The following is a 26699-nucleotide window of genomic DNA, read 5'->3' as shown; positions in this document are numbered from 1 at the left end:
CCCGGGGGGCGGCTGTTCTCGACTTGTTTTGGAACCTACCAAAACGTTAACAGTTTTGGACAGCATTCACAACCTTCGTTTGTGAAAGCTCCGTCGTCACCTGCTGCAGAGGGCGTTCGGCCTCCACATCGTCTAATCGCACAGCCAAAGTTAATACCGCGACGGCATATCGCAGCGCACGTTCCTTGTGCTGAGACCAGGCGGTGCCCCGCAGAAGGCTTTCCATGCTGCCGTTGTCCTGGTGGCGCAGTCTGTCCAGCATACGGCCCAGTTGGACAGTCCCCGGGATCCGGCTGAGCGTCATCTCCGTGATCGCCCGAGCAACCTGCGCTTCACTGAGCTCCCCAGAGGGAGTGCTGAGGTAGGTGGGGAGGAATGGACTCACCTCGCCTGAAGTGAGGGTCTCCACGGAGCCGGAGGCCCGGAAGGCGGCATAGCTGATCGATGGAGTGGTGACGGTCGGGTAGATGACCTGCCAGCCACGGAGGGCCTGGTACCAGGCTTCGGCGTACTGGCGCGTGTCACGTTGTTCCTGCCGCAGGCTGGTGAGTTTTTTGACCTGCTGGTGGGCGCGTGTAAGGCCGAGAGGACGCTTGGTTTTAGGGGTGTGGTTCATAGACACCTCAGGCCAGGGGGTAACAGCCATGCCCGCGTGTGCCAGAAAACAGGATCAGAAAACGCAGGGTGATAGGCATTATTCACCTTCAGATGCGCGGAATCCGGTTTCCGGGAATGGATCAGGGAGCGTCTCCACTCATGACCTTCAACCCCTGGACTGGTCGTATCTAAAGGCTCTTGCAGGATCTGACCGGTTAACTGTGAAAATTTCGACTTTAATGGAGGGCCATGCCGAGTGCTGCTGTCCACGCCCAGAAAACCGATCTCCAGCAACGGCAGCTGCTGGTGGTGCTGGCGTTGCTCAGTGTCCTGGTGCAGGGACTGACACTGGGTTACATGGTCATGGAGGCCCAACCGAGTCCCCGCTTTACACCAGTGGTTTTTGGGCTCCTGCTCAGCGTGCTGGTGAGTGTGCTGACGTCGACGCCCCGCCTGGCCGTGGCCGTGATTCAGCGAGGAGTGGTGGCGCTGCTGACTGGCTGGCTGCTGCTCAATCTGTTGAGCGTCATGGTGACCCACCGTCCCATCACGTCGGGACTTCTGCTGCATACGGTGGTGCTGAGTTTGCTGGCCTTCTCCTGGTTGCCGCTCCGTTGGGCGGCCATCGTCGCGTGTCCCACTTATCTTTTTTTGTGTCTTTGCGCCAGCGTGTCCACGTCGCCTGATTTCCCAGGAGTGCTGCTCACGGGGCTGATCATCCCCTTGATCTGGCAGGTGACTGCCGACGGCCACACGGTCCGCACCGAACGGGCACGAAACGCGTCCCTGCGGGAACTGGCCGCGACTGATGAGTTGACTGGGGTGCACAACCGGCGGTCGGGTCGCGCCCGACTTGCTGCACTCGCAGAACGGTGGGCTGAGACGCCCGACCAGCTGGCCGTCCTGATGCTTGATGTGGATCACTTCAAACGAATCAATGATGGCTTGGGACATGATCACGGCGACGAGGTTCTTATGGCCATCGCTCGGCTGTTGCGCGAGGTGGCCGGCACTGGAGACGTGGTGCGCTGGGGCGGTGAGGAGTTTCTGGTGGTGCTGGAAGGGCTGAAACCCCAGGAAGCACGCGCGGTGGGCCTGCGGATTCTTGAGGAGGTGCGAAGGACGCGTCTGCACGGGATTCCGTCGTTGTCGGTCAGTGGTGGTCTCGCGTCCCTCGATGAAGCGTTCGACGTCAGAGACCTGGTGAGAATTGCCGACCAGCGGCTCTACCAGGCTAAAGCGGGCGGCCGTGACCAGCTGATCTGAGGTGCCTTCGGCTCCGGTCGATCCTGGGCTCCCGAACGCAGCGGGGATCATCTGGCGACCTCAGGGTGAGGCTTCCGGTGCTTCGTGATCACGGGAGGATGATCGAGGTTGAACTGTTCACGACCGGCTGATCGGTTGATGTCCAGCAGGCCGAGGTGCCTCAAGTAGAAGCCGGCAGCATCCCGCATCGGGTACATGCAGCCAAACAAGCTGAAGGAGGTGACGTGGCTGTGGTGCCTGCGGGCGTGTTGTGCTGCCGCACGTTCCTGTTCGCAGATGTCCGGGCAGAGCCGGCGGTCACCAGCGCGCTGCTGCTGGCTGCGCTGCTGGGCTTCGCGTTTTCGCCGATTCATAGCGTCCCGAATAGCGTGCGAGTGAGGGGCGTGATGGTGACGTCCACCCGTCCACCTGGTGTGATGGGTCCCCGGATGACGCGCAGCTCGTCGATCAGCGAGTCATCGCCCCAGACGTTCGCGTGAGTGAGGGCGTCCTCCAGGGCTTTGGGCATGTTACTCAGGTCGCGAGCTCGCCGGTCTGGCGGGCAGGCGGTCAACGTGAGGGCGAGGCGGGCGCCCGTCGGCGTGGTGGGGTTGCCCAGGGACCGGATGACGTTGTGCACGGTGCGGCGGTACTGGCGACCCTCCCGGCTGAGCAGCACCCGGGCCGTAGGGCCCTTGTCGGTGGTGATGACGGTGGCCCGCCAGAGGCTGTTCAGGCTGGGTGGGAAGGGCAGCGTGAAGGTCAGGACTCCCGGTACCGGCGCTTGTATGGGCCGGGGTGGCGGGGGTGGCACGTCCCTGAGGGGCACAGCTGGTGCCTGAAGCGCAGTCCGGGTTTCGCTTATTGGAGGGTGAGGCGACTCCTCACGGACCAGGCCTAACCGGGCTCGGATGGCTTCACGCTGCGCAAGGTCCGGGATCCTGGCCAGGTAGGTCTCAGCCGCCTGCCGGGTCGGGAAGGGATTCACTGCTTGCCCCCAGCCAGGATGTCCTCGACCGTGTGGTGCTGGGCCACCGTGATCTCCGCCTTGGCCGCACCCCGGCGGGCTTTCCAGTCATCGTGCCGCCACAACGCGGCCTGCCATGCCGCCAGTTCAGCGATTACCAAGCGTACGACGCGAACCCGGTACCGCTGGTGATTCTCCTGCTCTCCCCTCCTGGACACGGGACTGGCCAGGCCCAGGGGCAGCATCACCCTCGCGTAACCCTTCATCGTTGCAGACCGGCTCACTGGGGACCTCCAGCATTCCCGCCCTGGTGTGCGAATTTGCGCAGCCGAGCGAGGGGGTGCGCGCTTACTCTGCAGGCATGAATCAACTGCGTTCCCCACTGGTGGGACTGGGCGTCATCGCGTTCCTCGGGTCGTTCATCCTGATGGCGCTGCCCCAGACGCAGCTGATCGCTGGACCGGTGTTGGGAATCGTCCTGGCCTTGTGCCTGCTGATATTGGGTGGGCAGTTGCAGAACGCCAAGAGTGAGACCGCGTCGAACCTGGTGGGGTTGTGTGGCCTGGTGAGTTTCGCAGTCTGCTTTTACCGGCTTGGTCAGATGCTGCACTGGTGGTAACCGAGTTCTCCCGCTGATCAAGTGGTGCTTCACGTCCTTGCCCCCATCGTGGCCTGGCTCTCGTGCCTGGTCAGGTCACTCAGGTGGGCGAGTTCACCCTCTGCCCTGGATGCCAGACGCGTGAGCATCTTGCCTTTGTCTTCATCGCTGACCTCCAGGGCCCCTGCACTTACCTGCCGTCCGACCTGAGTTCGTACGATGCCAGCATGCTCATTCGCCGCTCGTTGAAGGTTGCCTGGTGCATCGCGCTGACCTTTGCCGGCGCGTTGATGGTCCTGGTCCCCGATGCCTTGCATGTGGGCCAGGCCCTGCTCACCCTGGTGATCCTGAGCGCCCTGAGCGTGGTCACCCTGCATTCCTGGCGCACGGGCGCTTACGGTCTGGCCATTGCGATCGCGATCTGTGGACTCGGGGTGCTGGCCGGGCTCATGATGCGGCTCGCCATCACCTTTACCGCCTGATGGCGTGAGGCTGTTGTGCAGGGGGCGCACGTCCTCCCGGCTGAGCAGCACCCGGGCCGTGGGACCCTTGTCGGTGTTGATGACGGTGGCCCGCCAGATGGCGTTCATGCCGGGCGGGAAGGGCAGGCTGAAGGTCAGGATTCCGGGCACGTCAGTGACAGCCGGCGCAGACCGCACGGAACGTCGGGGTGGAAGTCGTGCGGACCTGGGAGGTTCGTCTCGTCCACTTGCCGGGTTTTCCCGCACTGGGACAAGACTCGCAGGTGGACTACCTTCAGCAGTTGGGTCATCCAGGCCCAACCTGACGCGGGTCGCCTGACGCACACCAGGGTCGGGAATGCGCGCGAGGCAGGCTTCGACCGCGTCAGGACTGCGCCACCGCTCACGCCAGAGGAGGGAGTGTGTCATCGCCGGATCACCCACCGCTCCATACACTCCAGAGGTGACGCCGACATTGACCCTCAGAGAAGCCACCCCTGACGACCTGCCGTTCATGCTCAGCCTGGCACCCCGCCTCACGGCCACCGCCCCCGCCTGGCGCAATCAGGCGGAGCTGACCGCGAGCTACCACGGGCTGTTCACGCAAGCCCTTCATGAGCCTGAGGAAGGTTCCGCCGTGTTGATCGCGCAGAACCCTCAGGGTCAGCCCGTGGGTTTTACGCTGCTGTACTGGCATCCGGAGGAGCGCGGCGCGTTCATCAAGGATCTGGCCGTGAGTGAGGACGCCGAGGGTCTGGGCGTGGGACGGTTCCTGTTGCACTCCATCGAGCAGTGGGCCAGGGCCAAAGGCGCGGTAGAGATCATGTTGAAGGCCTCCTGGTACAACACCCGGGCCCGACGCATTTACGAGCGCGCCGGATTCCAGGAAGACCACGTTGCGTTGGTCCGTCGCCTGGATTGACGGCACGGTCACCCGTTCACTTCCTCGACCAGGTTCATGACGGCCTTCTTGAGCCAGTCCGCCGTCTCACCGGAGGCCACGGCCTGATGGGTCTCGGTGTCCATCACCAGGGCCTGAGCCTTCGGGTTGCCGGAAGGGTCACGCTTGACCACGATGCGCAGTTCCTGCGTGTCGGTCAGGTGCTGCTGCGCGTAGGACAGGCACCAGTTCGTCCAGCCCCCACGCCCGCTGCTGTTCCGGGCCTGGATGCTGGCGTGGATGTGCTGCTCCTGCCGCTTGACCCGCTCGTAGGTCGCCGTGGTGACGTTCTCGCGCAGGATGGCATCCAGCCGTTCCGGTGCCAGGCTCTCCACCGACACGGCTTCTCCTGTGTCCGGGTCCTCGACCACGCCAGCCGCGTCGATCTGCTCAATCACCTCAGCCACACTGTTGATCTGCATGGTGTCCGGCCGCTGGGTAAGGGTGATCTTCTGAATGACGCGAGCAAAGGCCTGTTGTGCGGTGGGACTGGCCTTCTCAATGATCTGTGCAGCTTTCCTGACTTCACCCGCCTGCTTTGGGTTCTGGAGTTGTAAACCGAAATTTGACAGTGTCTCCGCGGTGCGGCCAGCATCAATCAGCTGGTAGGCCCACTGGCGGGTGCGTCCGAATTCAGCTTCGCAGAACGCATCAGCGTTCGGGTATTCCTGCCGGTAAAGCTTGCGAGTGATGATCTCGCGCAGTGAGAACGCCAGTTCCGTGAAGCCGTGCTGGGCGCTAGTCTTCAGGCGTTCGTAGTCCTGCTGCTCGACCACTGAGAGAGGCTCCACGGGGGGCAGGGTTTCGGTGAGGGTCGTCATTGTGAGTCACCTCCGCTTTGGGCAGCCACCTGGCGCTGAATTTTCTCTTTCGTGGACTCGGTGTCGGCGAGGGCTTTCAAAAAACTGACGATGTCTGAGTCGCCTTCGTGGACATGTAAGACTTCGTGCTCAATGTCGGCTCGGTTTTTGGGCTGCTTTCGGGTGCGCCTGAGGGCATGAACATAGGCGTGGCAGTTGGGACAGAGGGGGTACATGTAGCGCGGGTCGTCACCACCGTGCTCGTGCACGGGGTCTGCGTGATGGATCTCAAGGACAGTGGTGTGCAGCCTGCCGCACCCAGCGCAGTGACCATTCCAGACCTGAATCAGCGCCTTTCGGAGTTGCCGTGCAGCACGACGGCTGTCCTTTTTGCGCTTCTCAAGTTGTTTTACAAGCTCGTGGATTTTCCGAATCTGTTCATCTGTGAGGACTTCAAGCGGGTTGAAAGGTGCGCTCATATGCGGCCCCTGTGGTGCATCGGATCCCCACACGGACAGAACGAATGCACGGCACGACGTCGGCCAACAGCAAACGTGGTTTGATGATCCATGCTTGAACTGCTGGTGTTTTTCGTGAGCCTTGGGCTTCTCGCCTGGGGAATTCTCGGATTCCTGAAATTGAAGCGCGCTCGACTTAACACCCGTCCCGCCGTGATGCGGATATGGGGGGCAGTACTGGTTTTCGTGGTGGGAGCCGTGATCGCTAATGCGGTCCGCTCACCAGAAGACCAGGCCGCACTTGATCGCCCGGGCCAGGAGAGTACTGCTGCCAGACCACAGGCGGCCTCGACGACAAGCGCAGTACCAGAGACCCCAGCAGAGGAGGCTGGAGCGTCTGAACCTGTTGAGCCGACACCTGAGCCTCCCGCTCCTGTACCCGAGTCAACGCGATATACCGACGTCCAGAATCTGGCCATCGCGGCTGGGCGAGACCCAAACGATCCCGAAATTGCGGAGAAGTATGCCCGCCTGGACGCCCTGTGCCCCGACGAAAGTCCCAGTACAGCTGACCTCGTCGTGAACTTACAGCAACTCGTCAAAGAGGAGTCTGGGCGGGAACTGGAGATCATGACTGTGCTGGATGAATTCATCACCGGGCAAGAAGGGGTCGCGGAAGTAGGTATGACGTGCGTCGAAACAGGTAATGCGCTCGCAAGCCTATTGGGTAAGGGTCCGTAACCCACTGCTCTGGCATGGGTGTTCGGGCGGTTGAGGGTCCGCATGTTCACGTGCGCCGCCCGCCATGCCGGTACCCGCGCTCCCGGTTCTTCGTCAGGATCTCCTCAATGACGAGCGTGGGCGTGCGCAAAGGAGTGACCACGCGCATGCACGCCCACGCGTACGCGATCACATCGCACAGCCCAGCGAACACCGCACCCCGCATCTCATCCGGGTCCTTGACCTTGCGGTAGGACTCCAGGACTTCGCTGATCAGACTGTGCAGATGGAGCAAGGCCAGGGACTGCGGGATGTACCGGGGGTTTGTCCTCGCGGGGAAGCAGGTGGTTTCAAGCGTAGGCCCCTCGATGTACAGGGCGCCGATCACTCCAGGCTGGATCAGCTCACACAGATCCAGGGCCCGCACGATCACGTCCCCGAGTTCACAGGCGGTCTCGTCGTGCGGGGTGGCCTGGAATGCTTCGGTAACCTCGGAATGCAGTAGGGCGAGGTAGCCGGGCAGGTCAGCCATGGTGAAGGTGGTGCCCCAGCCATTGACGAGGTTGATAGCGCGGGTGTCGGTGGCAAGCTCCTGAACGGTCCTGACAGCAATGGCAGTCATCAATCCGCGGCCCCTTCGTCGTCAATCGGGAACGGCAGGTCCTCGCCAGGCTCTTTCGGGTCCAGCGCCATGGTTGCTGTCAGCTCGCCCGCTTCCTCAACCACTGGCTCCTCAGCACCAGATCCTTCATGGGCCTGTCCGGTCAGTGGATCTGCCCCCAGCTCAGTCATCAGCTGCGCGTGATCCTCCTGCAGCTGACGCTCTGCCTTCAGTTCCTCCCCGATGCTCTCTTCCAGGGTGGGCTGGTCCGACACGCGGCACTCCAGGCAGTTGCTGCTGCCTAAAATTGCGTTCACCCCTAAGCCCGCCGTTTCCAGCTCGTCAAAGGTCACGCGGGTGGTGCACTGCACCGCCCCCTCTGCATCGATGGTGATGTTCCCGCGCAGGTGAGCACCCAGAAGCACGGGGGGCAGGTGGTCCCCATCCAGACGCGGCGTGACTTCCAGTTTGATGCTGCCGCCCTCCCGCGCTGCACCCTTCAGGGTGGCCACGTGATCCAGGGTGAGCTTCCGCTCCGGGCGTGCCCCAGCGGTGAAGGCCCACTTGATGTCGGCCACCCAGCCGTTGTCCTTGTCGTCCTTGACGCTGATGGTGCGGGGCGTGACCGCGAAGATTCCGTAGGTCTGCATAGGCGTCTCCTTAGAGCAACGCGGGCTCGGCCCGGCTGAGGTTGGCGAAACGGACGAATTCGGAGTTGTAAGCCAGGCGCACGCTGCCGACAGGCCCGTTGCGCTGCTTGCCGACGATCACTTCCGCAATGCCCTGCTGGTCGGTGTTCGGGTGGTAGTACTCGTCCCGGTAGATGAACATCACCGTGTCCGCGTCCTGCTCGATGGCTCCGGACTCCCGGAGATCGGACAGCACGGGCCGTTTGTTGGGGCGGGCTTCCACCGCGCGGCTGAGCTGGCTCAGCACGATCACCGGGATCTGCAGCTCCATGGCCAGCTTCTTCAGCAGGCGGCTGATGTGGCTGACCTCCTGCACGCGGTTCTCACTGCCACTCCTGCCGGACTCGACGAGTTGCAGGTAGTCGATCAGCAGCAGGTCCAGCTGCCCGGCCGCACGCAGCTTGCGGGCGTCCCGCGCGATGCTCGCGCCAGTCTGATCGGTGGCTTCCAGGTAGGTGATGGGGAGGCCGCGGGTGCGGCTGGCATGCATGCGGAGGCGTTCACGGTCAGGGCCGTTCGTGGTGCGCTGCCGGATCCGGTTCAGGTCGACCGACGCAGCGGTGGCCAGGGCACGCAGGGCCAGGGCTTTGGCGGGCATCTCCAGGCTGGCCACGCCCACATGCCGGCCGGATTTGGCCGTGGTCAGCGCGAAGCTGTACCCCATCGCGGTCTTGCCCATCGCAGGCCTGGCCGCCAGCACGTACATGGCGCCGGGCTCGAAGCCCAGAATCTGATCATCCAGGTCGGCATACCCGGTGGTAATGGCATTCGGCAGCGGGCTCTCGATGTCGGCCAGCGCTGCATCGATGGCCTGGGCGTGCGTCGTGAACTGGTGCCGGGAGCGGACTTCCAGCGCACTGCCGAGCTGGCTGGCCAGGGTGGCGAGCTCCTCGGCATTCAGGTCACCCTCCACCGCGTGGTGGATCAGCTGGAAGGCGTTCCGGGTGACCTCCCGCCGTCCGTGAAGGAAGCGCAGCTGCTCGGCGTAGAAGGGGGCGTAGTACGCCGTCATGTCCGCCAGGGTCAGCAGGCCCTGCAGGTACGCGAGGTTCACCGTCTGGCCCTGCCCGGTCTCGGTCGCGCGCTGGGTGATGGTGCCCAGGTCGTCAAGTGGCAGGCCAGCCGCGTTCAGGCTGCGAAAGACGCCCCAAAGGGACCGGGCCGGAGCGGAAGTCCAGGCACCTTCGGACATCTCGGACAGGGAGGGCCAGACGGTCGGGTCAATCAACACACAGGCGAGCGCTTTATGCTCCAGTTCCGGGTTGGTGGGCAGGGGGCGGCTGAGGGTGGCGGTGCCGCTCACTTGAGCACCTCCAGGGTCCTGACCTGTCCGAGAGGGACGTCCGGATACTCGGGGTGGTCGGTGGCAATACCGCGGCTCAGGACCGCCAGGACCGTCGCTTCACTTCCGTCCGGGTACCGCACGCGCTGACCAGTCGTGAGGGAGGGACGCTCCGGGGTGGGGCGGTTGTGCGGACTCGGGCTGTTCGGCTCGAACGCCTGGATCATCATGCGCTTGCGGAGCGCCCCCCACGGGTGACTGAAGCTGCCGCTCTGAATCAGGTCCACCGCGTGCTGGCGCAGCAAGTCCGTCTGCCCACCGTTGATCCAGCCCGCCCACACCGGGGCCTGAGCTTCCTGGGTGACCTGGGCGAGCCGGTTGAGGCGCACCCAGTCGCGCCATACGGGCAGCAGTCCGGCCGCGCTGATCGTGTCCATCGCGGCGCGGTACGGGCCGGCGACCGGCGGAACCTGTTTCATGCCATCGGCGTTCACGTTGTCTCCGTTGCTGTGCGCGTTTTTTGGCTGATCCTGTGAGGGCGAAGCAACGTGAGCCTCGCCAGAGGTCGCGCCGTCAGGCGCCTGCCCTTCGGTCTCTTCCTGGTTCCCAACTTCAACACCCGGTGCAAGCCCGGCCTGGTCTGGCCCTGCTCCAAACGCACTCGCGTGGTTGTTGTTGGTAGGAAACGTAGTACCCAATAAGGAATAAGGATCTTGTTCTATGGGCGTCAAAATGTCGCCCGGGTTTTCCTGATAGGGCGTCAAAATGTCGCCCCCGGAAACACGACCTCTTCCAGACCGGAACGCGGGGCGCAAGCCGCACAACTGGATCTCGTCAAGCTCCTGCCGGCCATCGTCATCCCAGTGCTTGGTGCGGTAGATCAGGCCGGTATCTTCCAGGCTTTGCAGGTGACGCTGGACGGTCTTCACATGATCTTCGGTCATGGCCGCGAGGTGCGTCTGCGGCACCCGGCAGATCCCGTTGGCATCCGCGAAGTTGGCCAGGGCCACCAGGGTACTCTTGGCCTTCCCGGCTTTCTGGTTCCAGGCCCAGACCATGGCGTGGGAACTCATGCCACACCGGCCATCTGGACAGCCAGCGCCCACACGTCCCACAGCTCATCGGCATGCTTCAGGAAGGCCCGGCGCAGGGAGGCACTCACGCTTTCGAGTTGCTCATCACTCAGGGTCAGGACTGCGGCGCAGATGTCTGCGCGGCTGCCGGTCGGCTGGCCCCAGCTGGCGCGGAAGTCCGCCGGATGCTCGGGGTACACGATGAAGGCGCGGCCGGCCATGACCAGCTCGTACGCGGTGTCCTCGCCGTACCGCGCTTTCCACTGGTGGTAGATGACGCCCCGGCGGGCCGGGCTGGCTTTCGCGTACTCGCGGGCCAGCTCGTCCTGGGCGTGCGGGGTCATAGGCGTGACTGACATCTAGAACGGCAGCCCTTCCGTGTCGAAGGCTTCACGGGCTTCTTTGAGAGCGGTGACTGCCTGCTCGTTGTTCCAGCTGCCCAGAGTGTCGATCAGGACCTGGGCCTGCTGTTCAGTCAGGTCGCGTGTTCCGACGGGACGTCCAGCATTGAGCAGGTAGCCCCAGAGGGTGGCGCGGGCTCCGCTGGTGTCTGCTCCGCCTCGCTTGGCGTGGCCACACAGCCCCTGGCGCTGACCGTCACTCAGGAGCATTTCTGCCTGAGGGGCAGGTGCGGTTTCCACGGGCGCAGCAGGTGCTGGAGCCTCAGTGGTGGTGGGTTGAGGCGCATGTTCCTTCCCCAGGGCCTTGAGCTCGTCGTAACAGATCCGGGCGGCGTCAATGCTGTTGCGCCAGTCGTAGGTGTCGAGGATGTGCTGTACCCCATCAGCGGGGGCCACCCTGCGCACCCGGACGGCCATGTCCCCGATGCTGGTCGCCCACTTCTGCAGGGCCTCAGCAAGGTGGGGGTCCGGCAGGGTCTGTGCCGGTACGCCAGCGGCCTGAGCCACCTGAGCGGTGACATCAGCCCTCCGGTCCGGCTTGGCTTCCTGCACCGCCGTGACCGTCATCGCCCCGTCCTCATCCACCTGGATGTCAGCTCCCATTTCTTCTGGGGTGTACAAGCCGTCGATCACGTCCGGGAACACCACCCGCGCGCAGGCGGCAACAGCGCGCCACTGGTACATGACTGGTGCCTGCTTCTTGTAGTTGTCCTTGGTGTGCAGGCCCATCGCCTGCGCTTCACTTGGGCCAAACTTCGCGGTGAAGGGGGAACGACCCCGGCGCTTCATGGTCACGGTGGCGCCCTGTGTGCCGGTCTCCAGCTCCAGGTTTTCCAGCTGGCCGCTGCGGTTGATCAGGCTGAGCATCAGCTGGGGGCTGACGGTGGGTTTGCCCTGGATGACCGTGATGCCGTTCAGGGCGGCCATGGGGGGCAGGCCCAGCTCCATGCCTTTGACCATGATGGTGACGGCGGCTTCCGGGGTGCGGACGCTGCTGGGGAGCATGCCGCTGCTGGGGAGCATGCCGCTGCTGACGAGCATGCTGCCGAATTCCTTGAGCTGCATGGCCTGGCCATCGCTGGCCAGGGCGTTGGATTCGCGATGAACAATGGCGGTCATTTCGTTACCTCGTTGCGGCCGTAAAAGAGGCTCGTCAGGCACAGGGTCGGGACGATGCAGAGGAAGCCTGCGAGGGCTTTCCCGGACACGCTGGCGGTGGTCGGGTCGAACTGGAGGCCCCAGAGGACATGCAGGCAGAGAACGGAAATCACAAGGCGTCTCACCTTCGCGCCTCGCAAGAGGGGCACAACAGGTCCCCGTGATCCATGGGGTGGGTGCAGGCGCAGCGGGCCAGGTCGAAGTACCGGCGCTCGACAAAGAAACCGTGCTGACGGATGACGATCTCGCCCTGATCCCGGCGGTGCAGGTGCGCGAGGGCATACGCAGGGCGCTCGATGACGGACATGCGGATGCTGACCTTCGGAAAGGGCGTGGGCCGCTCGATCACCTGCAGGAGGATCACAGGCAGCCTCCCAGCAGGACCACGCTGGCCATCAGGAACAGGCCGACTTCAGGACGGGACAGCGCGGCCACGATGTGCGCGCCGTCCAGGTGGACGCTGACGTGTGTCCAGGCGGTGCGGAGGGTCATGCGGTCACGCCCTGCTCAGCCTTGTCCGCCATCTCATTCAGGTAGCGGGCCATCTCGCGGGCTTCTCCCGGGCTGTACCAGCCGTACACCACGGTGGCGGCCATCTCCCTGGTCTCGACGTCGATCCCCTCGGCCTGCAGGCGCACCTGGCCGGACTCACCAGCCTCCGCCATGGAGAAGTCCGGTTCGAGGGTGACTTCGAGGTCACCGCCACCAGCGAAGGTGACGCGCTTCATGCCGCCACGCCCCGTTCACTCAGGCGCTGAGCTGCTGCCGCGACCAGTGCGGCCACCATGTGGTTCCACTCTTTGAAGGGGCCGACGGGGGTGCTGTAGTGGACTTTGGCTTCACCGGTGGTCTTGTTGCGGCGCTGCCTGCGGAGGATCGGCCCGAAGGTCACGACCTCGCCAGTCGCGTGGCTGGTCACGGTCAGGCTGAATTTCGCGGTGGGGCCCAGGGTGTCGAAGCCGCCGATCTCCAGGCGCTCGATGGCGTACACGGTGCCGTCCAGCTCGAAGGTGTCTTCGGGTTGCAGGGGGCAGAACGGGTGGCGCTGCGTGCGGGCGTGCTCGTGGGCACGAGCCAGTTGGGAGATGAAGCTTTCCCAGGCGCGCTGGCGCTGGAACCTGTCAACCGTGGTGGTCGTATCTGCTACTGTCATAAGGATCTCCTTCCCCCTCTGTGAGCTGCGCGAACAGCGATGACCGGAGGGGGTTTGGTTTGCTCAGGCGTTGTTGTGCGCCGTAGTGCTGGGATGGAGGTGGCCGTGCTTCTGCCGTTCAGCGTCCTCACGCTTGGCGATGTACCGGTCGAGCTCGGCGTCGCTGATGCGCTTGCTTCTGGCGTCCACGTGGCTGGTGACGGTGAAGCACAGCAGCTCGCCGGCGTGGACGAGCTGCCGGATGGTTTCCCGGCTGACGCCCAAGTGCTCGGCGGCCTGATCGAAGGTGTGGGCTTTGCGGGTCATGCGGATTCCTCCTTGTATATGGACATATTTATATCAGCGTGAAAAAAAAGTGCCTGGACCGGAACGTCAAGAGCATTGGCAATAGCTTCTGCCGTCTTAGTCTCGGTACCTTTGACAGTGCCCAACTCGTGAGCACGGATCGTCAGCGAGGACACACCTGATTTGGCGGCGAGTTCATCGCGCGACAAACCGCGTTCCATACGCAAGCGTTTAACCTCACTCATTCGCATGCAGTCAGAATATAAGCCAATCCGTACATTGTCAATGTACGCTCACGGGTGAAACTCGCGTGCACGGATTTACCTTTGGACGATGCGCAACTGTATCCGTACATTGAGCGTAGTACAGGCAGCATGTACGCACCTATCATGGCAACTCCCAAGGCCAAACCCGCAAAGACGGCTCCGCCCAGCTGGGCGCTGAAGCTGAAGATGCGTCGGCTTGAGCTCGGAAAGGGTCAAGAGGATATCGTCGCTCAGACCGGTGACCTGATGACTCAGGCATGGGTCAGCGATCTAGAGCGAGGAAAAGTCGAACTGCCTAACGCAGGATTTGCAAAGGTCGTTGCACTAGCTCGTGCCCTGAATTGGTCTCTCGTCGAGATGCAACGCGCTACTGGCGTTGACCTGGGCGTCATGGATGCCACCCTCGTCGCAGAAGGCAGTGCGGACGTGTACCCACTCAGCGCCGCTCTGAACCCCGATGAGCCTGGCCCGGCGGTCGATCATGACGCCATCGCCCCTGGCATCAAGAAACCCCTGCTTCTCCGGGCCGACACCGACGAAATGCAGGGCACCAGTGCCGCCAGCATCAGACCCGGCAGCATCCTGCACATCGACCGCATGGAAACCACCCCGGTAGAAGGGCGTGTCTATGTCCTGACAGACCGGGATGGTCCGCACGTCCGTCTGTATGCCACCACCCGCCTCGGCCCTGTGTTCCGCGCTGAGAACCGCCAGTACGAAGATGTTCCTGCTGCTGAAGCCCACATCGTTGGCCGCGTTGTTTCCGTAGCCACCGACTACGACCCGAATCTGAATTGAGGTGTTTCAACCGTGATGCAGACGTATTTCTTGCCCCGACGTTACGCCCCCAGCAAAGCCACCCTCATCGGTTCCGTCAGTGCTGGAACTCCACTGGATCCGAATCCGTTCAACACCCGCAAACGCTTCAACATTCCCATGCCCCTAAGGCGGTTCGAGATGTTTGTCCTGCAGGTGGACGGTGACAGCATGACCCTCCCGGACGGCGGGGGCATCACGCACGGCAGCTACGTCCTGGTCGACGGCCGGGACATCCTCACGGACCGGGGGCACGTCTTCGCCTTCCAGCTGGCTGACGGTGCGTTCGTGGTGAAACGATTGCAGCTGCATCAGGGCCGGCCCGCGATGCTCAGCGACAATCCCCTCTACACCCCAGTGCACCTGACCAGCAGCGTCCGCAATCGCGGACGCGTTTACGCAACGAGTCAGGACGGGGTCACCTGGCAGACCGTGTCCTACCGCCAGTTCCATCACTGATCAGGGAGCGTCCGGGAATGGCTAAACGATCCAACGGCGAGGGCAGCATCTACCAATTGGCCGACGGCACCTGGCGCGCCTCGATCACCGTCCAGACCGACGGCCTCGGCCGCCCCAAACGCAAGAGCGTGCGCGGCAGAACCCAGAAGCAGGTCCGCGAGAAACTCCGCGTCCTCCAACGCCTCAAGGAAGAAAACGCCCTCGTCGACCCCAGCCGCATGACCGTCAAGGACTTCATGGACGTCTGGATGCGCGACACCACCCTCGACCTGAAAGCCAGCACCGTTCAGAAACGCGCGGACATCATCAAGCTGTACGTCAACCCCCACCTGGGCCTCAAGCACCTCCAGAAGCTCACCCCGCTCGACGTGCAGCAGTGGCAGACCACCCTCCTCGCCAGCCGCCGGCAGCCCAGCACCAGGAAACGCAAGGCCGGCGATCCACCCCCCGAGCCCGGTCCACCCCTCTCCCCCACCACCGTGGCCGGCGCGCTGACCCTGCTGGGTACCGCGATGAAGCACGCCATGCAGCTGGGCCTGATCTACCGCAACCCGGTCGAAGCCGTGAAGCGCGTGAAGGTCGCCCGGCGCGAATTCCAGGTGTGGGAGCCGTCCGAGGTGCAGGCCCTGATCGCGGCCGTCCTGGACGACCGGCTGTACGGCCTGGTGTACCTGGCCCTGACGACCGGCATGCGCCGCGGTGAGTTGTGCGGCCTGCGCTGGAGTGACATCCAGCGGGGCGTGATTCACGTTCAGCAGAGCTGCGTGCTGGTCGGGAACCAGGCCACGCTGACCACACCGAAGACCAAAGCCAGCCGGCGCCGCATTCCCCTGCCTCCGGATACGCTCGACGCCCTGCGCGTCCACCGGGACCGGCAAGCCCTGGAGCGTGACACGGCCGGGGACGAGTGGCAGGAGCACGGCCTGGTGTTCCCGACTTCCGTGGGGACGGTCTACCACCCGCGCAACCTGCTGCGGGACTGGTACGTGCTTTTGGACAGCGCGAAGGTGCGGCGCATCCGGATTCATGACATCCGGCACACGTACGCGTCGCTGGCCATTTACCAGGGGCTGGACCCGAAGGTGCTGGCGGACCGCATGGGCCACAGCCGGGCGAGTATCAGCCTGGATATCTACGGTCATGTGTTCGAGGAGCAGCGGGACCGGGCGGCGATCAGCCTGAAGGATCTGGTGACCCGGGCGGACCGGAACAGTGACCCGCTGGCGCCCTGAAAAAAGCTAGTCCGCTGGCCAGGGTGGCCCACCAGGATTCCGTGGTTGAGGCAGGAGGGGCTCCAGGACGGCCCATTGCTGGTCGGTCAATCGCATCAGTAACGTGTGTCGGCCGGACAGTCGACATACTGTCGCTGAATTTCCGGATCATCTGTAGTGTTTCAAGCTCCGACGGAGGACGAATTCACGCACGCCACGTCGTCTCAGCTACGCTGAAATGCTGACCTGCCGGCGTATCCTGAACCCCCACCATGCACCCCCCGCCAGCCCCAGTTCTCAACGCCTTCGGCCTTCAGGACTTATTCCCCCGCCTCCTCGCTGGTGGACGGGGAACCACCTGGCATGCCGGGACCTGCGTCCTCAAGCCGGTTGACTGTGGGTAGCCCAGTTTTGCGTAGGTGGAGATAAGGCCCGACGACAGGAGGCACCATCATGATCAACCGCAGAGTCGACACCGCCGGGTTCAACCGGGATGCCGTGCAACTGGCCCGAACCAGCGGCAACCTCGCGGGCATCGACCGTGACCTGGGTAGCCCCAGCACACCTGGCTGCCAGAACGAGGCCGCCAAGTGCAATCCAGCATGATCAGCACCCTGGCCAGTGATAGGCGGGGAACGACCACCCACTTGACCTCCCGCCCTTAATCCAAGACACGGGCTAAATACGGTCAGCGGTTTACCGTACGGTCACGGAACCGGTTTCCAGGGACGCGGTCAGGTTTATTCTGGTGCGGGCGGCCGCGTAATTCGACGTCTGGTACACTCCGGCGACATTCATCCCCTCATCTACAGGGCGGCCCTGGAATTTCACGTGACCCTGTCCGACGCGGGCGTTGAGCTTGAGACCCACGCCGGCCGGTAGCGCGAGAACAAGGTCGCCCTGTCCAAGCGCGAAGCTCCCTGACAGCGGCGCGGCGCTCAGGTGCACGTCCACATCACCTGCAGTCTGCTGGACGCTTAGACTGGGCACATTCAGGCCTCGCAGGTTCAGGGAAATGTCGCCTGCCTCGTGGCGGACGGTGAGGTTGACTGGAAGCTTCGGGCTGAGGCCAACCCTCCACGTGCCGGCTCCGTGCGCGGCGTTCACCAGAGCGCTCCCGTTTTGTACGCGTACATTCCGTGCACCCAGGGTGGGAGAGGCAGAATCCTGGCGGGAGACGTGCAGGTCCCCGGCGGCATGCGTCAGGGTGAGATTCACCGAGCGGTAGGTAACGGCGGCCACGACACCTCCCACCAGGGCGAGGGACAGGGGCGCAATAACGAAACGGGCGGATTGGTGGCTGCTCAAGGGCTGTCTCCTGGAGAGTGGATGCGGAAGTATAGGGGAGGCGCGGTCGAAACCGTGGGGTGCCGATCGCGCGTATCTGTTTATTGTGGGTGGCATGTCAGGGGCAGGCAAGCATGATTGCCGTGCGCCCCGTCTCGTACGGGTTCAAGTTTTCCTTCATTTCCGGGGCAGGAACGTTCCTCAGGTTTCCCAACCAACGATTCTCGAAGCCGTCCTGCAACTGGCCCGTACGTGGGGCGTCTCATGCGGTGCTGCTCCGGTCGGAGGTCCTTGCCGTTCAGTACGATGACGCCGATGCCTATGCCGACCTATGACGAACTTCTGGAGCTCACAGTCCACGCCCTCCAGGACCTCGGCGGAAAGGCAAGCAACAACGAAATAGAACAGCGAGTGATTGAGCATCCTAGCCTCAGCGCGGAGGTCGTGCGGGAGCCTCACGGCACCACGGAGCAGACCCCTCTCGCTTCCCGGCTTACGTGGGCGCGCACGTCGCAGTGGCGTGTGGCAGCTGACCCCGGACGGACTCCAAGATCTGAAGGATGGAGGCCCCGGCTTTTCCAGTCACATTGACGGTGAGCGCCTGCCAGTCGAGAGGTCCTGAGGAGTATTTCTTGAACACCTTGTTCAGGAAATCCAAGGAGAGAACTATGTTTTTGATGGCGATGGACCTTCTTGTCGAGGTATCCCTACGGCTGCTCACCTAGCAGTTGTGCGATACGCTGCAGCGCTTCCTCAATGGTCTCCAGACTCGTGGCAAAACTCAGCCGCACCTGACCGGGAGCCTGGAAATCCGTACCCGGGACGACCGCCACCCGTGCCTCGTCCAGGAGAAGGCGCGCAGCTTCTCCTTCGTCGGGGTGCAGCGGAGTCGTGTCGGCCAGAACATAAAAGGCCCCTTGCGGCGTGGGGGTGCGCAAGCCGAGTGCATTGAGACCGGCCACGAGGCGGTCACGCCGCTCCCGGTAGGCCGCACGGGCGGTGAGGATGAAGCCCGCGGTCTCCTCCCGCTGGGTCAGGGCCGCCATTGCGGCGTACTGGCTCACCGAGCTGGCACCCGAAGTGCTCTGTGATTGCAAGGCGTGCATCGCAGCGATAACGGGCAGGGGGCCTCCCGCGTACCCGATGCGCCACCCGGTCATCGCATACGCTTTGCTCGCGCCGGTGACCGTGAGGGTGTGTTCTGGGGCCCAGCGCCCGATGCTGACCTGTTCGGCGTCATAAACCAGGTGCTCGTACATCTCATCAGTGACGATCATGATCCCGTGGCGTTGGGCGAGATCCGCCACAGCCCGTAGCACCTCGGGCGGGAAGACTGCGCCCGTGGGGTTGCCCGGGCTGTTCAGCACGATCATCCGGGTGCGGGGCGTTATCCGTGCCTCCAGGTCGGCCGGGTTAAGCAGGAAGCCGGAGTGTGGCGGGGTGGGCACTGCCACGGGGAGGGCACCGGTGAGGGCGACCATTTCTGGGTAGCTGACCCAGTAAGGTGAGGGAATCAGCACTTCGTCGCCGGGGTTGAGCAGGGCGAAAAAAGCGTTGTACAGGGCCTGCTTTCCGCCATTCGTGACAGTGACCGCCTCGGGCGCGTACGTCAGGCCGTTCTCGTCACGAAATTTGGCACTGATCGCCTCGCGCAGCTCGGGAAGGCCATTCACAGGGGTGTACTTTGTCCTGCCGGATTCGATCGCAGCGATGGCGGCGGCCTTGATGTGCGGCGGTGTGTCGAAATCTGGCTCGCCCACACTCATGGTGATCACGTCTACGCCCTGCCGCTGAAGTTCCAGGGCCCGTGAGAGTACACCTACCGTGGAGGACGGCTTAAGAGTCCGCACGCGCGCAGAAAGCTGGAAGGGAGGGGAAGGATGCATAAGAACCTGCCTTGAGAGGAGAGACGACGGTGGGCCGTGTGGACCGTGAGATCAGGCCCTGCAGGTCGTGCGAGTGATGACGGACTCCTGCGGAGCGTACCGGACCCCGTTGGATGAGGCCAACGGTCCAGGTGGGTTTTCAACGGCGGCTGGACCGGCACTCCTGGGGTGAGTTCAAGCGCAGCCCCTGGCTCCGCCAACGCGTATTCCCATGACGGCCCCGGACTGCCGGCGGGTGCAGCACCAGGCTCCGCACTCCACGGCTGGACTCACATCCGCGTTCAGCTCTCGGCCTGAACTGCTCCAACAGCGGCAGGAAGTGATTCGGCAGGCCGGGAAGCGGGAACGCCGATCGCGAGCATCGGGTCCCCTACGTTCATGGCGAGACTCGTCACAAGGAACAGGACAACGCCGCTGTCCTGCGCGGAGAAGGTTTGCAGGTCCTGTCCATCCATGCCCCGCAGGGTTCCAAGCTCCTGCCCTTTCGACACCAGCGCCCCGGCGGTCACGCTCGGGTGCCATAAGCCTGCGGCCGGTGCGGCCAGCCAGGCAAACGCATCATGCTCGGTGACTTCGGCACGCGGCTCAGGGTCACCAGAGAGCATGCCAAGATGACGCATGCCATTGTGAACTCCCCGCACCAGCAGGGCCACGTCCGCCGCACCGCGCAGGCCCTGACCACCCGCCTCTGCGATAAGGGCGGGGATACCATGCGTGCGGCTCACCTCGTACGTCATGCCGCGGCTCTCGCTGGCAATCAGGTGCGGCAATCCCACCGCGAGTGCCAGTTGGCGAGACGGCTCATGACCCCGCACGTAGACCGAGAAAGGTTCCAGCGCTTCCACGAGGTCCCCACCGTGCAGGTCGATCAAGGCGTCTGCATGCGACAGAAACTCCTCGTGCAGCCATGAGGCCAGCTGTTCGGCATACGTTCCGCGCGCCCGCCCGGGAAACAGGCGGTTCAGATTGCGCCTGTCAATGGGGTTCACATAGATGCTGCGCTGCCAGAACGCACTGGGATTCACGATGGGCAGAACCACCAGCGTTCCGTGCAGGGTCCCCGGGTCGGTCTGGGCGAGCAGGTAGGCCGCGTCGATACTGGCGTACTCCGCACCATGCACGCCGGCCGTCACCAACAGGGTTGGCCCGTCCTCCAGCCCGCGCACCACGGTATAGGGCACGCGGGTTTCGGGTGCGAGGGGCGCGTCGAGCACTCCGCGCACGGTCGTGCCGAGAGGCGTGGACCGGATCAGGTCGTACATCCCATCACCCTCCAGCCGTGGCCACGGAATCACGCGAGCGGGCAAGCGCCCCGAAGTACGCCGACCAGGCCTGCGCGCCCTCCTGAAACCGGGTGAGGCGGAAGAACTCGTTGGGGGCATGAATGTTCTCGTCGCCCACCGCGAACGAGAAGAACACCGTGTCCATGCCGAGCGCTTCACGGAACGTGTCACAGATGGGAATCGAGCCGCCCATGCCCACCATCAGGGGTTCCTGACCGTACACGCTTCTGAGGGCCTCACGCGCGACCCGCAGTCCCACGTGCTCTGGCGGAATCCGGTAGGCAGGCGCTCCGTGCCCGCCGCCCTTGAACGTGACCGTGACCCCCGGGGGGGCATGCAGCCGCAGATGGTCCTGGATTCGCTCCCGGACCCGGTCCGGATCCTGACCTGGCACGAGCCGGCAGGTTATTTTCGCGTGCGCCTCGCTCGGCAGGACAGTTTTGACGCCCTGGCCGGTGTACCCGCCCCACAGTCCGTTGAGTTCGAGGGTTGGACGGTACCACTGGCGTTCCAGGGTGCTGTAGCCCGGTTCTCCAAAGGTGCCGGGCGCGTCGACTTCCCTCAAGTACGTCTCGTCACTGAAGGGCAGGGCCGCCGTGTCCGCCCGGATGTCAGGCGAAAGAGGCGAAACGTCGTTGTAGAAGCCGTCAACACTCACCCGGCCTTCCGGATCGTGCAGACTCGCAACCATCCTCGCGATGACGTGGAGGGGGTTGTGGAGCCCACCTCCATGACGCCCGGAGTGCAGGTCCCTCCCCGGGCCACGCACGGTGAACTCCAGCGCTGTCAACCCGCGCGCGCTCACGGTCAGGGTCGGGACGTCGGCGCGCCACATGCCCCCATCGGCGGACAGGACGAAGTCCGCCTGGAGCTGTGCGGCGTGACCACGCACGAATGCCCCGAGGTGCGGGCTGCCGATCTCTTCCTCGCCCTCGAACAGCAGCTTCACGTTGACCGGGAGTGCCCCGTGGACCTTCAGGAACGCCTCGATCACCCGGATGGGGATCAGCATGGGCGCCTTGTCATCCGACACGCCCCGCGCGAACAGCTTCCCGTCCCGCTCGGTGGCCTCGAACGGCGGGCTGTCCCACCGGTCGAGCGGGTCGGGCGGTTGCACATCGTAATGACCGTAAATGAGGATGGTCGGTGCACCGGGAAGGTTGGTCCATGACGCGGTCACGACCGGGTGTCCTGGCGTCTCATGCACCAGGACGTCAGTGAGACCGGCAGAGCCGAGTCGCGCGGCCACCCATTCGGCTGCTCGGCGCACGTCAGGCGCGCGCTGCTCTTCAGTGCTGACACTCGGTATGCCTACGAACGCCCGCAGGTCTTCCAGGTGGCGCTCGTAGTGCTCGTGCAGGTAGGTCAAGACGTCATCCATCATTTGCCTCCATCCACGCTGAGGATCTGCCCGGTCACCCAGCCGGCGTACTCTGACGCGAAGAACAGGACGGCGTGCGCGATGTCATCGGGACTGCCGAGGCGTTTCATGGCGATGTTGTCGATCAGGCGGCGTTGCCCCTCCTCACCGTAACTTTCCCACTGCCGCTCGGTGGTGGGATTGCTCCGCACGAAGCCGGGCGCGACGTTGTTCACGGTGATGCCCCACGCGCCGAGTTCGTGCGCCAGCTGCCGGGTCAGGCCGATCTGCGCGGCCTTCGCACTCGCGTAAGCCTGGATGCCCGTGAGACTCACGCCCAGCCCGGCGCCACTGCTGATGTTGACAATACGCCCGGCACCCCGGGCTTTCATCAGCGGCGCGACCGCCTGACTGAAATAGAACGCGCCGTCCAGGTTCACCCGGAAGATCGCGTGCCAGTCGTCCTGGCCGATCTGCTCCAGGGGCCGCCCGACCTGACCGAGCACGCCCCCCGCGTTGTTCACGAGAACGTCCACCCGCTCTCCCCCCGAAGCTTCCTTCACCAGGGCCTGCACGGCCTCCCGGTTCGAGACATCGACCGTGCGAACCTGCAAAGGAGCCTCCCGTTCAGCTGAGAGGGCCTCCGTTTCCCGGAGCCCGGCATCGTTCACGTCACAGGCCCAGACGTTGGCCCCGCGTGCAGCGAACGCCAGGCTGATTGCCCGGCCGAAACCATGCGCCGCACCCGTCACGATGACGGTCTGGCCGTCGAAGCGGACGTTCATGGCCGGACCGTCACACAAGAGATCGATGGTCGGGCGAAACTGCAAAGTGAAGTCATGGGGCCGTCCTTTTGAATGGTGGGGAGCTCCCGAGTGGCGGGATCCGGTTCGCGTTCAGGAGCGCTTCGACGCTCGCGCCGAGTGAGAGTGCACGGGCATCCTCACCAGGCCTGGTCGTGATCTGTAAACCAACCGGCAGGCCCTGCGAGAACCCTGCGTTCAGGCTCAGGGCCGGGAATCCTGTGAGGTTGGCGGGTGCCGTGCGGCGCGCTTCGGCAAAACCTTCGTCCCCCGACACGACCGGGTCTTCGTGGGGCGCGACCCAGGCGACCGTTGGCGTGAGGACCGCCTCGACGTCAGTGAGAGCCGCGAGGAAGTCACGCACGAGGTTGCGGCGGAACTGTTGCGCGCGCACATGATTCACCGCGCTGACTTCGAAACCCTGTTCGAGCTGCGTCCGGGTGTCCGGAGCGTACTTCTCAGGGGACTGCTGCAGCCACGCCGTATGGACGGCGCTCGCTTCGGGCTGCAGCACGTGCATCATCGCGGCCTCCACCAGGTCGAGTCCCGGGACGCGAACCTGAACCAGGACTGCCCCGGCTGCGCGCAGGGCGTCACAGGCACGTTCGAAGACCTCCGCGACTCCAGGCTGCATTTCCGGGCCCCGGGTGTGCTCAACCAGAACGCCAAGGCGGACGCCGTGCAGGTCGCGTGGCGCAGCGTTGTGTGGTCGTCCGGTGAGGGCGGCGAGCATCAGGGCGGCGTCACCGCTGCTGCGCGCGACCGGACCGCCGTGGTCCAGCGACCAGGACAAGGGAAACACACCGTCAAGTCGCACCAGGCCGTAGGTGGGTTTGAATCCAGTCACGCCGCAGTACGCCGCAGGAATGCGGATGGAACCGCCCGTGTCTGTGCCGAATGCCGCGAAACACAGGCCGGCCGCGACCGCCGCCGCGGATCCGCCACTGCTGCCTCCGGACGTGCGCGTCACATCCCACGGATTGTTCGTCTGCCCGTAATCCGGGTGCACGATGCCGTACGCGAACTCCAGCAGGTTCGTTTTGCCGAGCAGGACCGCGCCTGCCTCACGGAGCCGCACCGTGACGTCCGCGTCCTTGTCCGGGATATGGTCCGCCAGAACGCGGGAGCCGCAGGTGGTGCGCACCCCTGCAGTGTCCGTGAGGTCCTTGAGCGCGACGGGAATCCCGTGCAGCGGTCCCCGGTCCAGTCCGCTGCGCAGTTCTGTTTCAGCGTGTACCGCCTGAGCAAGGGCCAGATCCGCCGTGACAGTAATGAAGGCATTCAGTGCCGGGTTCAGTTCCTCGATGCGTGAGAGAGACGCGCGGGTGACGTCGACAGGCGAAAGGGTGCCGGCACGGTAGCGCGCCGCCACCTGCGGAATGGACGCGAACAGGACGCCAAAGTCAGGCATCCGGTAGGCCCGGCCACGACCGGGCAGGCATGGTGAAAGGTTCAGCCGGGCCGGGGCTCACGGTATTCTTCGGGGGACTCACCACTATGCCGCCTTGAGCGACAGTGCGCCTTGGAGCCGGCCGCCATGGGCGCATCAGGTACCACCGTCGAGGCAACTGCTGCGCCCATACCCGCGCAGATCTTCTTGTGCAAACATCGGCGTGCCGCATCATCCCTGGTCGAGTGGCCGGATCAGGATCTCGTTGACGTTGACCCGCTCCGGTTGAGTCACGGCATACACGACGGCCGCGGCGATGTCCTCGGACTCCAGAGGAATCATGGTCTGGATGCGGCCCTCGTAGGCGACCTTGGTGTCCTGGTGGGTGATGTGATCGGTCAGTTCGGTGGCCACGACGCCCGGCTCGATCACCGTCACGCGGATGCGGTCCAGCCGGACTTCCTGCCGCAGGCCCTCGCTGAAGCCGCCGACGCCCCACTTGGACGCACTGTACCCCGCAGAGGTCGGGCTCGCGCCGCGTCCGGAGACGGAGGAGATATTGACGATATGCCCACCGCCCTGCGTGCGCATGTGAGGAATCGCCGCGTGGGTGGTGTACATCAGCCCCAGCAGGTTCACGTCGATCATGCGGCGCCAGTCGGTCGTGTCGGCGCCGGTAACCGGGCCGAGCAGCATCAACCCCGCGTTGTTTACCAGGATGTCCACCCGCCCGAACACGCTCACGGCGCGCTCTACCGTGAGACGTGCCTGGGCTTCATCCGCGATATCCGCAACGGCCACCTCCGCGTGACCCCCGGTGCTCTGGACCTGACGCGCGAGGTCCTGCAGGCGGTCCTCGCGCCGCGCGACCAGCACCACACTCGCTCCATGCGCCGCCAGCGCGAGGGCGGTGGCCGCACCGATGCCGCTGCTCGCGCCCGTGACGACCGCGACCTTCCCTGCCAGACCATCAGACCGTCGTGTCATGCTGTCTCCTCTACCGTGAGGCCGTAAAGGTCACGGTATTTGCTGCTCAAGTACGTCAGGTAGGGTGTCGCGTCCAGGCCGCGTCCAGTCGTGCGTTCCAGGAGTTCGTGAGGGGTGAAGGTCCGGCCGTGCTGGTACACCTGCTCGGTCAGCCAGGTGAGGAGCGGGCGGTACTCTCCCTGGGCCAGGGACGCATCGAGGTCGGGGAGCGCAGCGTGCGCCGCTTCGAAAAACTGCGCGGCCATGATGTTGCCGACCGTGTACGTCGGGAAGGAACCAAACAGGCCCGCTGACCAGTGGATGTCCTGCAGCACGCCCCGTGCGTCGTCAGGCACCTGCAGGCCCAGGTCAGACTCGATGCGGGCATTCCACATCTCCGGGAGGTCCTGCACCTGGAGGTCGCCGGCGATGAGGGCCGACTCGATATCAACGCGCAGCATGATGTGCAGGTCATAGGTGAGTTCGTCGGCGTTCACGCGGATCAGGCTGGGCTGCACCCGGTTCACGGCGCGGTGAAACTCGTCAACCGTCACGTCCGCGAGTTGTGAGGGAAAAAGGGCCTGCGCCCGCGGGTAATGTTGGTCCCAGAACGCGCGGGAGCGGCCGACCCGGTTTTCCCATAATCGCGACTGGCTCTCGTGCGTACCGTAGCTTGCACCGCCCACGGCGTACAGTCCCAGCAGGTCAGACGTGAGGACACTGCGGCTCAGTTTGGGAGAAACGCCCTGTTCGTACATGGCATGTCCCGCCTCGTGCAGCACCCCGAACAACGCGCCGGGCAGGAAGTCTGGACGGTAGCGGGTGGTGATGCGCACGTCCGCGCGGGTGAAGCTGATCTCGAAAGGATGCGCGGACGCGTCGAGTCGGCCCCGCGGGAGGTCGTACCCGATGGCCTGCGCAAGCTCCAGGGCGAGGACCTGTTGTGCGCTGATGTCGTAGTCGCGCGCCAGGAAGTCCAGACGCGGCTGGGGCTGCGCCTGGACTTCGCGCAGCAGGGACAGGTGGTGCGTGCGCAGTGGCGAGAATAACTCCCAGAGTGTCTCCGTCGTGAGGCCAGGCTCGTACAGGTTAAGCAGCGCGTCGTAAGGATGGGCACCGTACCCGAGCGCGTCTGCCAGGCGGCGCTGGAGGTCCACCATGCGTGTGAGGTGCGGCGCGAACCGCTGGAAGTCGCTGTGGGCCCGCGCGTCCGCCCAGGCGTCCTGAGCAGCGCTTTTGGTCAGGGCCAGGTCGCGGGTCAGTTCGACTGGCACCCGTTTCAGGGCACTGACCGCATGGATGGCCTGCTGAGCCGCACGGGCCGAGACGCTGCCGGACTCTGCGGCGCTCAGCGCGGCCTGCGCCGCACGCTCGAACGCCGGATCGAGGAGGCGCTGCTGAGTGAGGCCGCTCAGGGTAGCGGTCTGCTGCGCCCGGGTGTGGCTGCCGCCCGGGGGCATCTGGGTGCGTGTGTCCCAGGTCAGCAGATTGAGGACACAGAGCAGATCGTTGATTTCGGCCGACCGTTGCTGAAATTCATTCAC

The 26699-nt window shown here is 64.4% G+C and carries 35 protein-coding genes; 9 read left to right on the top strand and 26 right to left on the bottom strand.

All coding sequences use genetic code 11. The features are described 5' to 3' along the window. Window positions 1-46: 46 nt before the first annotated feature. Window positions 47-616: a hypothetical protein gene (locus IEY49_RS00475; RefSeq protein ID WP_189003506.1), complete on the bottom strand. Its 570-nt coding sequence runs from the start codon at window positions 614-616 to the stop codon at window positions 47-49. A 230-nt stretch (window positions 617-846) separates the two neighbouring features. On the opposite strand from IEY49_RS00475, the gene IEY49_RS00470 reads away from it, so the two are divergent. Beyond that, complete coding sequence (locus IEY49_RS00470) at window positions 847-1863, top strand: GGDEF domain-containing protein (RefSeq protein ID WP_189003504.1); 1017 nt, start codon at window positions 847-849, stop codon at window positions 1861-1863. A gap of 47 nt (window positions 1864-1910) precedes the next feature. On the opposite strand, the gene IEY49_RS00465 is transcribed toward IEY49_RS00470, so the two are convergent. The 3 genes from IEY49_RS00465 to IEY49_RS00455 are packed head-to-tail and all read right to left on the bottom strand — an operon-like array spanning window position 1911 to window position 3093. Further along, window positions 1911-2216, bottom strand: a complete 306-nt coding sequence (locus IEY49_RS00465; RefSeq protein WP_189003502.1) for a hypothetical protein — start codon at window positions 2214-2216, stop codon at window positions 1911-1913. Next, window positions 2213-2830, bottom strand: coding sequence for a RusA family crossover junction endodeoxyribonuclease (locus IEY49_RS00460; protein ID WP_189003500.1), 618 nt, complete (start codon window positions 2828-2830; stop codon window positions 2213-2215). The genes IEY49_RS00465 and IEY49_RS00460 overlap by 4 nt, the downstream gene beginning before the upstream one ends. Beyond that, window positions 2827-3093 (bottom strand): hypothetical protein, encoded by a 267-nt coding sequence (locus tag IEY49_RS00455; protein ID WP_189003498.1) that lies wholly within the window; start codon window positions 3091-3093, stop codon window positions 2827-2829. Before IEY49_RS00455 ends, IEY49_RS00460 begins: the two co-directional genes overlap by 4 nt. Window positions 3094-3170: 77 nt before the next feature. On the opposite strand from IEY49_RS00455, the gene IEY49_RS00450 reads away from it, so the two are divergent. From IEY49_RS00450 to IEY49_RS00440, 3 genes are all read left to right on the top strand, one after another. Beyond that, window positions 3171-3428, top strand: coding sequence for a hypothetical protein (locus IEY49_RS00450; RefSeq protein ID WP_189003497.1), 258 nt, complete (start codon window positions 3171-3173; stop codon window positions 3426-3428). A 206-nt stretch (window positions 3429-3634) separates the two neighbouring features. Next, window positions 3635-3889 (top strand): hypothetical protein, encoded by a 255-nt coding sequence (locus tag IEY49_RS00445; RefSeq protein WP_189003495.1) that lies wholly within the window; start codon window positions 3635-3637, stop codon window positions 3887-3889. Window positions 3890-4331: 442 nt separating this feature from the next. Next, entirely contained in the window at window positions 4332-4790 is a 459-nt protein-coding gene (locus IEY49_RS00440; RefSeq protein ID WP_189003493.1) for a GNAT family N-acetyltransferase, read from the top strand. An 8-nt stretch (window positions 4791-4798) separates the two neighbouring features. Here the strand turns inward: IEY49_RS00440 and IEY49_RS00435 are convergent, their stop codons facing one another. Next, on the bottom strand, window positions 4799-5629 hold the full coding sequence (locus IEY49_RS00435; protein WP_189003491.1) for a hypothetical protein: 831 nt from the start codon (window positions 5627-5629) through the stop codon (window positions 4799-4801). After that, complete coding sequence (locus IEY49_RS00430; RefSeq protein WP_189003490.1) at window positions 5626-6087, bottom strand: HNH endonuclease; 462 nt, start codon at window positions 6085-6087, stop codon at window positions 5626-5628. The genes IEY49_RS00435 and IEY49_RS00430 overlap by 4 nt, the downstream gene beginning before the upstream one ends. Before the next feature lie 90 nt (window positions 6088-6177). On the opposite strand from IEY49_RS00430, the gene IEY49_RS00425 reads away from it, so the two are divergent. Next, entirely contained in the window at window positions 6178-6807 is a 630-nt protein-coding gene (locus IEY49_RS00425; RefSeq protein WP_189003483.1) for a hypothetical protein, read from the top strand. Window positions 6808-6853: 46 nt separating this feature from the next. Here IEY49_RS00425 and IEY49_RS00420 read toward each other — a convergent pair whose 3' ends face one another. The 12 genes from IEY49_RS00420 to IEY49_RS00370 form a co-directional block, all read right to left on the bottom strand. Continuing rightward, the gene (locus IEY49_RS00420) at window positions 6854-7408 is read right to left on the bottom strand and encodes a nucleoside triphosphate pyrophosphohydrolase family protein (protein ID WP_189003481.1); all 555 of its coding nucleotides are present in this window, start codon (window positions 7406-7408) and stop codon (window positions 6854-6856) included. Further along, window positions 7408-8037 carry a hypothetical protein gene (locus IEY49_RS00415; protein ID WP_189003479.1) on the bottom strand — a complete coding sequence of 210 codons (630 nt, stop codon included), beginning with the start codon at window positions 8035-8037 and terminating at the stop codon, window positions 7408-7410. Before IEY49_RS00415 ends, IEY49_RS00420 begins: the two co-directional genes overlap by 1 nt. A gap of 10 nt (window positions 8038-8047) precedes the next feature. Beyond that, the gene (locus IEY49_RS00410; RefSeq protein ID WP_189003477.1) at window positions 8048-9379 is read right to left on the bottom strand and encodes a replicative DNA helicase; all 1332 of its coding nucleotides are present in this window, start codon (window positions 9377-9379) and stop codon (window positions 8048-8050) included. Beyond that, window positions 9376-10431, bottom strand: coding sequence for a helix-turn-helix domain-containing protein (locus tag IEY49_RS00405; protein ID WP_189003471.1), 1056 nt, complete (start codon window positions 10429-10431; stop codon window positions 9376-9378). The genes IEY49_RS00410 and IEY49_RS00405 overlap by 4 nt, the downstream gene beginning before the upstream one ends. After that, window positions 10428-10790, bottom strand: a complete 363-nt coding sequence (locus tag IEY49_RS00400) for a hypothetical protein (protein WP_189003469.1) — start codon at window positions 10788-10790, stop codon at window positions 10428-10430. The genes IEY49_RS00405 and IEY49_RS00400 overlap by 4 nt, the downstream gene beginning before the upstream one ends. Beyond that, window positions 10791-11951, bottom strand: coding sequence for a hypothetical protein (locus IEY49_RS00395; RefSeq protein WP_189003468.1), 1161 nt, complete (start codon window positions 11949-11951; stop codon window positions 10791-10793). A gap of 160 nt (window positions 11952-12111) precedes the next feature. Further along, on the bottom strand, window positions 12112-12354 hold the full coding sequence (locus IEY49_RS00390; RefSeq protein ID WP_189003466.1) for a hypothetical protein: 243 nt from the start codon (window positions 12352-12354) through the stop codon (window positions 12112-12114). Continuing rightward, entirely contained in the window at window positions 12351-12482 is a 132-nt protein-coding gene (locus IEY49_RS21645; RefSeq protein WP_268238999.1) for a hypothetical protein, read from the bottom strand. Before IEY49_RS21645 ends, IEY49_RS00390 begins: the two co-directional genes overlap by 4 nt. Further along, on the bottom strand, window positions 12479-12718 hold the full coding sequence (locus tag IEY49_RS00385) for a hypothetical protein (protein WP_189003464.1): 240 nt from the start codon (window positions 12716-12718) through the stop codon (window positions 12479-12481). The genes IEY49_RS21645 and IEY49_RS00385 overlap by 4 nt, the downstream gene beginning before the upstream one ends. Further along, entirely contained in the window at window positions 12715-13143 is a 429-nt protein-coding gene (locus IEY49_RS00380; RefSeq protein WP_189003462.1) for a hypothetical protein, read from the bottom strand. Before IEY49_RS00380 ends, IEY49_RS00385 begins: the two co-directional genes overlap by 4 nt. A gap of 63 nt (window positions 13144-13206) precedes the next feature. Continuing rightward, complete coding sequence (locus IEY49_RS00375) at window positions 13207-13449, bottom strand: helix-turn-helix domain-containing protein (protein WP_189003460.1); 243 nt, start codon at window positions 13447-13449, stop codon at window positions 13207-13209. Further along, entirely contained in the window at window positions 13446-13679 is a 234-nt protein-coding gene (locus tag IEY49_RS00370) for a helix-turn-helix transcriptional regulator (RefSeq protein WP_189003458.1), read from the bottom strand. The genes IEY49_RS00375 and IEY49_RS00370 overlap by 4 nt, the downstream gene beginning before the upstream one ends. Window positions 13680-14051: 372 nt before the next feature. Here IEY49_RS00370 and IEY49_RS00365 point away from each other — a divergent pair, with 372 nt between their 5' ends. The 4 genes from IEY49_RS00365 (at window position 14052) to IEY49_RS00350 (ending at window position 16786) form a co-directional block, all read left to right on the top strand. Then, window positions 14052-14492: a S24 family peptidase gene (locus IEY49_RS00365; protein ID WP_189003456.1), complete on the top strand. Its 441-nt coding sequence runs from the start codon at window positions 14052-14054 to the stop codon at window positions 14490-14492. A gap of 15 nt (window positions 14493-14507) precedes the next feature. Further along, entirely contained in the window at window positions 14508-14969 is a 462-nt protein-coding gene (locus IEY49_RS00360) for a S24 family peptidase (protein ID WP_229780586.1), read from the top strand. A gap of 17 nt (window positions 14970-14986) precedes the next feature. Next, a complete protein-coding gene (locus IEY49_RS00355; protein ID WP_189003452.1) occupies window positions 14987-16201 on the top strand; it encodes a tyrosine-type recombinase/integrase in 1215 nt (404 codons plus the stop codon). A 432-nt stretch (window positions 16202-16633) separates the two neighbouring features. Continuing rightward, window positions 16634-16786 carry a hypothetical protein gene (locus IEY49_RS00350; RefSeq protein WP_189004241.1) on the top strand — a complete coding sequence of 51 codons (153 nt, stop codon included), beginning with the start codon at window positions 16634-16636 and terminating at the stop codon, window positions 16784-16786. A gap of 90 nt (window positions 16787-16876) precedes the next feature. Here the strand turns inward: IEY49_RS00350 and IEY49_RS00345 are convergent, their stop codons facing one another. The 8 genes from IEY49_RS00345 to IEY49_RS00305 form a co-directional block, all read right to left on the bottom strand. After that, entirely contained in the window at window positions 16877-17488 is a 612-nt protein-coding gene (locus IEY49_RS00345) for a toast rack family protein (RefSeq protein WP_189003451.1), read from the bottom strand. 686 nt (window positions 17489-18174) lie between these two features. After that, entirely contained in the window at window positions 18175-19353 is a 1179-nt protein-coding gene (locus IEY49_RS00335; RefSeq protein ID WP_189003447.1) for a pyridoxal phosphate-dependent aminotransferase, read from the bottom strand. A gap of 281 nt (window positions 19354-19634) precedes the next feature. Continuing rightward, window positions 19635-20615 carry a succinylglutamate desuccinylase/aspartoacylase family protein gene (locus IEY49_RS00330; protein WP_189003445.1) on the bottom strand — a complete coding sequence of 327 codons (981 nt, stop codon included), beginning with the start codon at window positions 20613-20615 and terminating at the stop codon, window positions 19635-19637. A gap of 4 nt (window positions 20616-20619) precedes the next feature. Beyond that, the gene (locus IEY49_RS00325; RefSeq protein ID WP_229780556.1) at window positions 20620-22017 is read right to left on the bottom strand and encodes a dipeptidase; all 1398 of its coding nucleotides are present in this window, start codon (window positions 22015-22017) and stop codon (window positions 20620-20622) included. Further along, window positions 22017-22781 carry an SDR family NAD(P)-dependent oxidoreductase gene (locus IEY49_RS00320; protein WP_189003442.1) on the bottom strand — a complete coding sequence of 255 codons (765 nt, stop codon included), beginning with the start codon at window positions 22779-22781 and terminating at the stop codon, window positions 22017-22019. The genes IEY49_RS00325 and IEY49_RS00320 overlap by 1 nt, the downstream gene beginning before the upstream one ends. 52 nt (window positions 22782-22833) lie before the next feature. Then, window positions 22834-24210, bottom strand: a complete 1377-nt coding sequence (locus tag IEY49_RS00315; protein WP_189003441.1) for an amidase — start codon at window positions 24208-24210, stop codon at window positions 22834-22836. 210 nt (window positions 24211-24420) lie between these two features. Continuing rightward, window positions 24421-25176, bottom strand: coding sequence for an SDR family oxidoreductase (locus IEY49_RS00310; RefSeq protein ID WP_189003440.1), 756 nt, complete (start codon window positions 25174-25176; stop codon window positions 24421-24423). Then, the gene (locus tag IEY49_RS00305; protein WP_189003439.1) at window positions 25173-26699 is read right to left on the bottom strand and encodes a carboxypeptidase M32; all 1527 of its coding nucleotides are present in this window, start codon (window positions 26697-26699) and stop codon (window positions 25173-25175) included. Before IEY49_RS00305 ends, IEY49_RS00310 begins: the two co-directional genes overlap by 4 nt.

The sequence above is a fragment of the Deinococcus malanensis genome (assembly GCF_014647655.1).
Lineage (GTDB): Bacteria > Deinococcota > Deinococci > Deinococcales > Deinococcaceae > Deinococcus > Deinococcus malanensis.
This window is presented reverse-complemented; position numbering and strand designations above follow the sequence as displayed.